Source organism: Tardiphaga sp. (assembly GCF_025356345.1).
Lineage (GTDB): Bacteria > Pseudomonadota > Alphaproteobacteria > Rhizobiales > Xanthobacteraceae > Tardiphaga.
Window position 1 is genome coordinate 1 of record NZ_JANXTC010000237.1, and the last position, 8,093, is coordinate 8,093.

Annotated in this window: 11 protein-coding genes; 1 reads left to right on the forward strand and 10 read right to left on the reverse strand. The window is 65.0% G+C overall.

Annotated elements, in window-relative coordinates; all coding sequences use genetic code 11:
- The 8 genes from Q0S16_RS14395 to Q0S16_RS14430 all read right to left on the reverse strand — a co-directional run.
- A partial coding sequence (locus tag Q0S16_RS14395) for a DUF1348 family protein (protein ID WP_295849381.1) occupies nt 1-144 on the reverse strand: 144 nt, incomplete at its 3' end.
- Between the two features lie 77 nt (nt 145-221).
- A complete protein-coding gene (ybgC, locus tag Q0S16_RS14400; protein WP_295849353.1) occupies nt 222-668 on the reverse strand; it encodes a tol-pal system-associated acyl-CoA thioesterase in 447 nt (148 codons plus the stop codon).
- A complete protein-coding gene (locus tag Q0S16_RS14405; protein WP_295849355.1) occupies nt 665-958 on the reverse strand; it encodes a type II toxin-antitoxin system RelE/ParE family toxin in 294 nt (97 codons plus the stop codon). Before Q0S16_RS14405 ends, ybgC begins: the two co-directional genes overlap by 4 nt.
- 5 nt (nt 959-963) lie before the next feature.
- Nucleotides 964-1,173, reverse strand: coding sequence for a hypothetical protein (locus Q0S16_RS14410; protein ID WP_295849359.1), 210 nt, complete (start codon nt 1,171-1,173; stop codon nt 964-966).
- Nucleotides 1,174-1,208: 35 nt separating this feature from the next.
- The gene (gene ruvB / locus Q0S16_RS14415; protein WP_295849362.1) at nt 1,209-2,252 is read right to left on the reverse strand and encodes a Holliday junction branch migration DNA helicase RuvB; all 1,044 of its coding nucleotides are present in this window, start codon (nt 2,250-2,252) and stop codon (nt 1,209-1,211) included.
- A gap of 34 nt (nt 2,253-2,286) precedes the next feature.
- A complete protein-coding gene (gene ruvA, locus Q0S16_RS14420; RefSeq protein ID WP_295849366.1) occupies nt 2,287-2,904 on the reverse strand; it encodes a Holliday junction branch migration protein RuvA in 618 nt (205 codons plus the stop codon).
- Nucleotides 2,901-3,428, reverse strand: coding sequence for a crossover junction endodeoxyribonuclease RuvC (ruvC, locus tag Q0S16_RS14425; protein WP_295849368.1), 528 nt, complete (start codon nt 3,426-3,428; stop codon nt 2,901-2,903). Before ruvC ends, ruvA begins: the two co-directional genes overlap by 4 nt.
- 206 nt (nt 3,429-3,634) lie before the next feature.
- The gene (locus Q0S16_RS14430) at nt 3,635-4,381 is read right to left on the reverse strand and encodes a YebC/PmpR family DNA-binding transcriptional regulator (protein ID WP_295849372.1); all 747 of its coding nucleotides are present in this window, start codon (nt 4,379-4,381) and stop codon (nt 3,635-3,637) included.
- 197 nt (nt 4,382-4,578) lie between these two features.
- Between Q0S16_RS14430 and Q0S16_RS14435 the strand changes: the two genes are divergently transcribed.
- Complete coding sequence (locus Q0S16_RS14435) at nt 4,579-6,324, forward strand: methyl-accepting chemotaxis protein (RefSeq protein WP_295849374.1); 1,746 nt, start codon at nt 4,579-4,581, stop codon at nt 6,322-6,324.
- Between the two features lie 245 nt (nt 6,325-6,569).
- On the opposite strand, the gene Q0S16_RS14440 is transcribed toward Q0S16_RS14435, so the two are convergent.
- Together Q0S16_RS14440 and Q0S16_RS14445 are read right to left on the reverse strand one after the other, a co-directional pair.
- A complete protein-coding gene (locus tag Q0S16_RS14440) occupies nt 6,570-7,439 on the reverse strand; it encodes an outer membrane beta-barrel protein (protein ID WP_295849376.1) in 870 nt (289 codons plus the stop codon).
- 206 nt (nt 7,440-7,645) lie between these two features.
- Nucleotides 7,646-8,093 (reverse strand): YmdB family metallophosphoesterase (locus tag Q0S16_RS14445; RefSeq protein WP_295849378.1); only part of this gene is annotated, 448 nt, incomplete at its 5' end.

Consider the following 8,093-nt stretch of genomic DNA (forward strand, 5'->3'; position numbering starts at 1 on the left):
CTCGCCGCGGTTGCGCCACACGCTGTCCTCGGTATAGGCCAGCGACACTTTGACCGGATCGCGCGAATTCCACGCGTCCTCCGCCAGCCGGGCTTTTTGCGCGGCGGTCTCTTGCGTGAACGGCGGCAATGGCGGTCGCGACATGCTGATCTCCCTGTTGTTTGCAGGATTGTAGCAGCGCCAACCGGCGCGTCGATGGCGCGCTGCCTATCGGCCGATTGCTAAAGCTGATCGGCCTTCATGGCGATGCGCAAAGCCTTCGGGATCGGCCTGGCGCGGCCACCGGACACGAACGCCACCTTTACTTTTGCCTCGAGCAGCAGTTCGTCGCCGCGCCGCACCTCCTGGCCGAGCGTGATCGAGGCGCCCCGGATGTCGAGCGGCCGGGTCACGATCTCCAGGAGGTCGTCCATCCGGCTCGGCTTGAGATATTCCAGCGTCATCGCGCGCACCACGAAGGCAAAGCCCGGCGCCTCGCTCGCGGCCTCGGCGAACAGCGCGCGCTGGTCGGCGCCGAGCAGCCGCAGATAATTGGTGCGGCCGCGCTCCATGAAGCGCAGGTAGTTGGCGTGGTAGACGATGCCCGAAAAATCCGTGTCTTCATAATAGACACGCACCTGCATGCGATGCAGGCCATCATTGATGGCGCCGTCGAGATGGGAGGTCATTCAGAAAACTCTTGTTCGACGTTCATCCGGCCATCGAGAACGCGAACGATGACGATCTGCTCAGGCTCGACAAAATAGAATGCGATATAGTTTTCGATCAGAAGTGCGCGCAAATCAGGGCGAAGATCGCTTCGGCTTCGGCCCATCATAGGGAACCGTCTGAGGTCATCGAAGCGGCGCGTAAAATCATCAAGAAGTTGCCGGGCAACCAAGGCATTTCGCTCGGCACGATAGCCAACCGCAGCTGTGATTTCGGCTTGTGCCCGGCCGGTGACGACAAGATCCATCATGGCGGCTATTGCTGGAGCTTGGCCCGCTGCCAGATATCCTCGGGATCCCAAGGGAAGACACGACCGGCTTCGACATCGGCCATGCCTTCATCGATGGCGCTCTTCAACGCCTTGAATTTCTCGACCTGCCTGACGAGATGTGCGACGGCACTTTCGCGCATCTCATCCGGCATCGCCTCGAGGGCCTCGATGGCTTTTTCGATTGTAAGGCTCATGCTCGCATTATAGCGGAAATCCAGAGCAAATAAACCTAGTCCTCGTCCGCCCCGAACAGCCCGATCTGGCTGGCATCGCGCTTCGGCTCGTTGAGCCCGAGATGTTTGAACGCATGCGACGTCAGCAGCCTTCCGCGCGGGGTGCGCTGCAGATAGCCGCACTGGATCAGGAACGGCTCGATGATGTCCTCGATGGCGTCGCGCGGCTCCGACAGTGCCGCGGCCATGGTCTCGACGCCGACCGGGCCGCCCCCATAGTTCATCGCGATGGTGGTGAGATAACGCCGGTCCATCGCGTCCAGCCCGGCGCTGTCGACTTCCAGCGCCGACAGCGCGTGGTCGGCGATCTTGCGGTCGATCGCGGAGGCGTCGGCCGCGGAGGCAAAATCGCGCACCCGGCGCAACAGCCGGCCGGCGATGCGCGGCGTGCCCCTCGCGCGGCGCGCGATCTCGTTGGAGCCATCCGGCGTGATGCCGATCTCCAGCACGCGGGCGCCGCGGCTGACGATCTTTTCCAGCTCTTCCACGGTGTAGAAGTTCAGCCGCACCGGAATGCCGAACCGGTCGCGCAGCGGGTTGGTGAGCAGGCCGGCGCGGGTGGTGGCGCCGACCAGAGTGAACTTGGCCAGTTCGATCTTGACCGAGCGCGCCGCCGGGCCCTCGCCGATGATCAGGTCGAGCTGAAAATCCTCCATCGCCGGATACAGCACTTCTTCCACCGCCGGGCTGAGGCGATGGATCTCGTCGATGAACAGCACGTCGCGTTCTTCGAGGTTGGTCAGTAGCGCGGCGAGATCGCCGGCCTTGGCAATCACCGGGCCGGAGGTGGCGCGAAAGCCGACGCCAAGCTCGCGCGCGACGATCTGCGCCAGCGTGGTCTTGCCGAGGCCGGGGGGGCCTACGAACAGAACATGGTCGAGCGCCTCATTGCGCTTGCGGGCGGCGTCGATGAAAATCTGCAGATTGGCACGGGCCTGCTGCTGGCCGACGAATTCGGACAGGTTCTGCGGGCGCAACGTGGTGTCGCCGATGTCATCGCCGCGGCGTTCGGGGGTGATCAGGCGGGTCGGTGGATTCATCCGAGGAGCTTACCACGAAGCGGGCGGCGCGCGGTCACTTGGCGAGCTCTTTCAGGCCAAGCCGGATCAGCATCGCGGTCTCGGCGCCCTCTCCCGCGATCCGCGCGGCGCCGGCGATGGCAGCGGCGGCCTGCGGCGCGCCGTAGCCGAGATTGACCAGCGCCGAAATCGCATCCGACACCGGGCGCGGCGCGGTGTTGTCCTCGATCGCGCCGGAGAGATTGACCAGAGCGGTATCGACGCTCGCAAAGGCCGGCGCCTTGTCCTTCAATTCGGTGACGATACGCTCGGCGACTTTCGGGCCGACGCCGACGGTGCGCGCGATCGCCGCCTTGTCGCGCAGCGCGATGGCATTGGCGAGATCGGCCGGCGGCAGCGTCGACAGCACCGCCAGCGCCACCTTGGCGCCGACGCCCTGCACCGTCTGCAGCAGCCGGAACCATTCGCGCTCCTGATCGGAGCGGAAGCCGAACAGGCGGATGGCGTCCTCGCGGACATAGGTCTCGATCGAGAGTACCGCGGCCTCGCCGGGCTTCGGCAGCGCCTGCAACGTGCGCGCCGAGCAATGCACCTGATAGCCGACGCCCTGCACATCGAGGATCACATAGTCCTCGCCATAGGAATCGATCAGGCCCTTGAGCTTGCCGATCATGCTCCCACCACCCTCAGCCGCAGCAGCGTGCTCTGGCGGTGATGCGCGTGCGTAATGGCGATCGCCAGCGCGTCGGCGGCGTCGGCGGTTTTCGGCTCGGCCTTCGGCAGCAGGATTTTCAGCATCATCTGGATCTGGTTCTTGTCGGCATGGCCGGCGCCGACCACGGTCTTCTTGACCTGGTTCGGCGCGTATTCGGCGACGGAAATGCCGAACATCGCCGGCGTCATCATGGCGATGCCGCGCGCCTGCCCGAGCTTCAGCGTGGCGACGCCGTCCTTGTTGACGAAAGTATTCTCCACCGCCGCTTCCATCGGCTGGAAATCGCCCATCACCCTGGCGAGGCCCTCATGAATACCGAGCAGCCGGCTGGCCAGCGGCAGCGTATCGGCCGGCTCGACCGACCCGCAACCGATATAGGTCAGCCGGTTGCCGTCGATCTCGATGACCCCCCAGCCGGTGCGGCGCAGGCCCGGATCGATGCCCAGAATACGGACCGGTTGGCGAATCGAGGATGTTGTCATGGCGCATGTCATAACGCCGAAAGCTTAAGAACAAAATAGCAACAGAGAGGGATGCACGGTGAAAGTGGCTCGTTCCCCGGATGCAGCGCAACGCGCCCGCTTCGGGCGTGGTGCGCTGCATTCGGGGCCCGGCATCTTCACCAGCACAACCGGGATCCCGGATCCGCGCAGCGGCATAAGAATGCCGCGGCGCGTCCGGGACACGTTCAGCCGCCCATCTTCGCGACCAGCGCGTCGGACACTTCGAAATTGGCATAGACGTTCTGGACGTCGTCATGCTCGTTGAGCAGGTCGATCAGCTTCAACAGCTTCTCGCCGGTCTCGTCGTCGACCGGGACGGTGTTGTGCGGCTTCCAGGTCAGCTCGGCCTTCCGCGCTTCGCCGAAACGGGTCTCCAGCGCCTTGGCCACCTCGCGAAAGGTTTCCTGCGAGGCGTAGATTTCGTGGCCGCCTTCGCCGGAGATCACGTCGTCGGCGCCGGCCTCGATCGCGGCTTCCAGCATGTCGTCGGCCGAGGCTTTCGCGGCGTCGTATTCGATGATGCCGACATGGTCGAACATGAACGACACCGAGCCGGTTTCGCCGAGATTGCCGCCGGATTTGGTGAAATAGGAGCGGATGTCGGAGGCGGCGCGGTTGCGGTTGTCGGTCAGCGCCTGCACGATCACCGCGACGCCGCCGGAGCCATAGCCCTCGTAACGAATCTCGTCATAGTTTTCGCCGTCGGAGCCGATCGCCTTCTTGACGGCGCGCTCGATATTGTCGCGCGGCATGTTTTCCTGGCGGGCGGCGGTCATCGCGGCGCGCAGCCGCGCATTCATGCTGGGATCGGGCGTCCCCATCTTGGCCGCGACGGTGATTTCCCGCGCCAGCTTGGAGAACAGCTTTGACTTCTGGGCATCCTGCCGGCCCTTGCGGTGCATGATGTTCTTGAACTGGGAATGTCCGGCCATGCGGTCTCTCTCGGAATCGTCTGAACTGTCGGGGTGGGGCGCGGATTTATAGGCCGCGAGCCCGGTAAAATCAAAAATGCCGCGCCATTGCCCCATGGCGGTACCGGCCGCGCCACACATCGTTAACCATGACTTCACGCCTCGGTGCAACAATACCCGCATAGATTGCATCGCAGCATTCCGTAGCGGAACCCGTCATGGCCTTTGGATTGTTTCGCAGGCAGCCCGCCGCCGCGGCGCTGGAAATCGCACCTGCTGTGCCCGCCGTGAAAATCGCGCCGGCCATCGAGGCCGATTCGGCGCGCGATATCCTGGAATTGCTGGAGCTCGAACTCGGCGCGCTGATCCGGCAACTGGAGCGCGCGGCGACCTCGGTGGCCGGCGGCGCGCAGTCCACCGCGACCACGCTGACCGCGATCCGCGACCGCACCGATACGCTGGCCGAGCGCACCCACGCCGCGCAATCCACCGCCGCCAGCTTCTCGCAGGCCGCCGACAAATTCACCCACTCCGCCGAAGGCATCGGCGCGCAGGTCCGCGATGCCAGCCGGCTGGCGGATGAGGCCGGCGCCGCGGCGCACGAGGCCAGCGTCAATGTCGATCGTCTGCGCGAATCCTCGGCGGCGATCGGCACCGTGGTCAATCTGATCGCGCAGATCGCCCGCCAGACCACGATGCTGGCGCTCAACGCCACCATCGAGGCGGCGCGGGCCGGCGCCTCCGGCCGCGGCTTCGCCGTGGTGGCGACGGAAGTGAAGGCCCTGGCGGTGCAGACCCAGGATGCCACCAAGGAGATCGGCGGCAAGATCGACGCGCTGCGGCGCGACGCCGCCAGTTCGGTCGATGCCGTGCACCGCATCTCGCTGGCGATCGAGGCGATCCGCCCGGTATTCGCCCATGTCAACGACGCGGTGGCCGAGCAGAACGCCACCACCGGCGAGATGGCCAGCAACGCCGCCTCGGCCTCGCAATTCATCGTCTCGGTCGGCGCCAGCGCCGCCGAGATCGACGGCGCGGCGCGGGAAGCGGCGGCCCATGGCGAGAGCGTGGCGCAGGCCGGCCAGGCGGTGACGAGCTTCGCCGCGAAGCTGAAGGCGCGCTGCGCGCTGCTGCTGCGGCAGAGCGAGCGCGAGGACGAACGCCGGCGTGAGCGGCTGCCCTGTCATCTGCGGATCGAGTTGCCGGTGCGCGGCGGCAAACGCACCGCCCCGGTCTATGAGATTTCGATGGAGGGCGTCCTGATCGGCGGCGCCGACGCTGCGGCGCTGGCGCTGAACGAGATCCTCAGCGCCGACATCGCCGATATCGGGGCCTGCCGGCTGCGGGTCATCGAGCATTCGACAGCCGGCGCCCGGGCGGCGTTCGTGGTGCCGGACGCCGGACTGCGCGGCCGCATCGAGGATAAATTATGGGCGATCCACGACGAGAACACCGAATTCGTCACCCGGGCCATCGACGCCGGCGCGGCGCTCAACAAGATTTTCGCGGAAGGCGTAGCCTCCGGCGCGATCCGCCTCGACGACATGTTCGACGAGAACTACGTCGCGATCGGCGGCTCCGATCCGCCGCAGTATCGCACCAGAATCCTGGACTGGGCCGACCGCGCGCTGCCGGCGTACCAGGACGCGTTGCTGGCGACCGATCCGCGGATGGCGTTCTGCGCCATGATCGACCGCAACGGCTATTTGCCGGTCCATAACAGCATCTATTCCAAGCCGCAGCGCCCGGGAGACGTCGCGTTCAATACCGCCAACTGCCGCAACCGCCGCATCTTCAACGATCCCGCTGGCCTTGCCGCCGGCCGCAACACCCGCGCCTATCTGATCCAGAGCTACGCCCGCGACATGGGCGGCGGCGTCACCGTGATGATGCGCGAGATCGACGTGCCGGTGCGCGTGCTGGGACGGCACTGGGGCGGGTTTCGCACGGCGTATAAATTGTAGGATGGTCGAGCGCGGGAAACGCCGCCGCTAGACAATTGAACCGTGTACTTACCCCGCTCTGCCGTTTTCAGGGAAGCCTTTAGACGGCCAAGGGGCGGAACCGACCAGCGCTGCTGTGCCCCGAACGTAGGTTGCTGACCGGCAAGAACTGCAGCGACTTTGCCACGGATCGGCAGCGCACCGGGCTCTCACGCAAGAGCCCGGCGCGAGGCCGGGCTCCGGTTGAAGACACGTGTTCGGGTTAATCAATATCGCGCGACGACCGGACCGCCGAACTTGTAGTTCACGCCGACCCGCAGGATATGGTCGGTGAAGCTGGTGCCGCCGCTGCCGCTCAAGGCCGTGGTAGTCACGGTGTTGAAAGCGATCTGCGGTGTGTTGAGGACGTTAGTCACCGTCGTCCCCGCCCCCGACGAACTGCCGACATTGCCGAGATCCATGTAGAGATATTCGAGCTTGACCGACCAGTGGTTGTCGATGGCGTATTCTCCGCCGGCACCTACTGTCCAGCCCGCCTTGGTCGCCGACCATGCCACCGCCGGCACGGCGATATTCGAAGATACCTCGCCATAGGCGAGACCGCCGGTGACATACAGCAGCAGGCGATCCATCGGCAGAATGCCGACCCGGCCGCGCACCGTTCCAAACCATTCGAGCTTATGGTTGGCCGTGACCAGCGCCGTGCCCGCAGGGCAGCCCGCCGCCGTGCAGATATCGCCGGAGCCGTGTTCGTCACTGCCCTGAATGTCGGCCTCGAGACCGTAGACAAAGCGACCGGACTGCCAATTGTAGCCAGCCTGGCCTCCGCCGACGAAGCCATTGACGTTGGCGCGTCCAATCAGCGGCGCCGCGGCAAGCACGCTGTTGACCGAACTGACGAGGGTAGGACCGGCGGTACGGAAGACGCTCACATTCTGCGTGCCGGTCAGCGTGCCGTCGGATTTGGCACGCCCCCAACTATAGCCGGCGTTGCCGCCGATATAGAACCCGGTCCAGTCATAGACCACTGCCATCGCCGGAGCCTTGGTATAGGACCTTGCAGCGAGATCGGCTGCGGCGGCGCTACCGATGCCAAGCCCGACGAGAACGGCCGGGACGATCAAATGTACTTTCATCAGAATCTCCGGTTAGGGACGCGTCATCAATTGACGCAACCTAAGGACGATTCAATTCAACGTCTGTAGCGCGCGGGCAACGCCAAAAAACAATCAGAGGATGTCTTTAGTGAACTAACACGCAATTAGCTTTGGCGCAGTTTTATGTGGTGCCGTAAAAAAGCCTGGCAGAGGCAAGGCCTAAAATATCGACCAGGGCGCATCGCCTAGTGACTCACCCAGAACTCCGGCACCGTCTGCGACAGCCGGCCACCCAACCGCACCGGGGCGATCTTCAGGGCCAGGCCGGTCCTGTCGTCGGTTTCCACCGCGACGCCGCTCATGGTCGCCGGGCCATAGGCCGGCTCGAAGCGGCCGGACGGAATGCCGGTGGTGAAGCGCCGCACCGGCTCTTCTTTCTGCATGCCGATCACGGAATCATAATCGCCGGTCATGCCGGCGTCGGTCATGTAGGCGGTGCCGCCGGCCAGGATCTGGTGATCGGCGGTCGGCACATGGGTGTGGGTGCCCACCACCAGGCTGACGCGGCCGTCGCAGAAATAGCCCATGCCCTGCTTCTCGCTGGTCGCCTCGCCGTGAAAATCGATCACGATGGCATCGACCGCCTCGACCAGCGGACAGGCATCGATCTCCTTGCCGATGGCGCTGAACGGG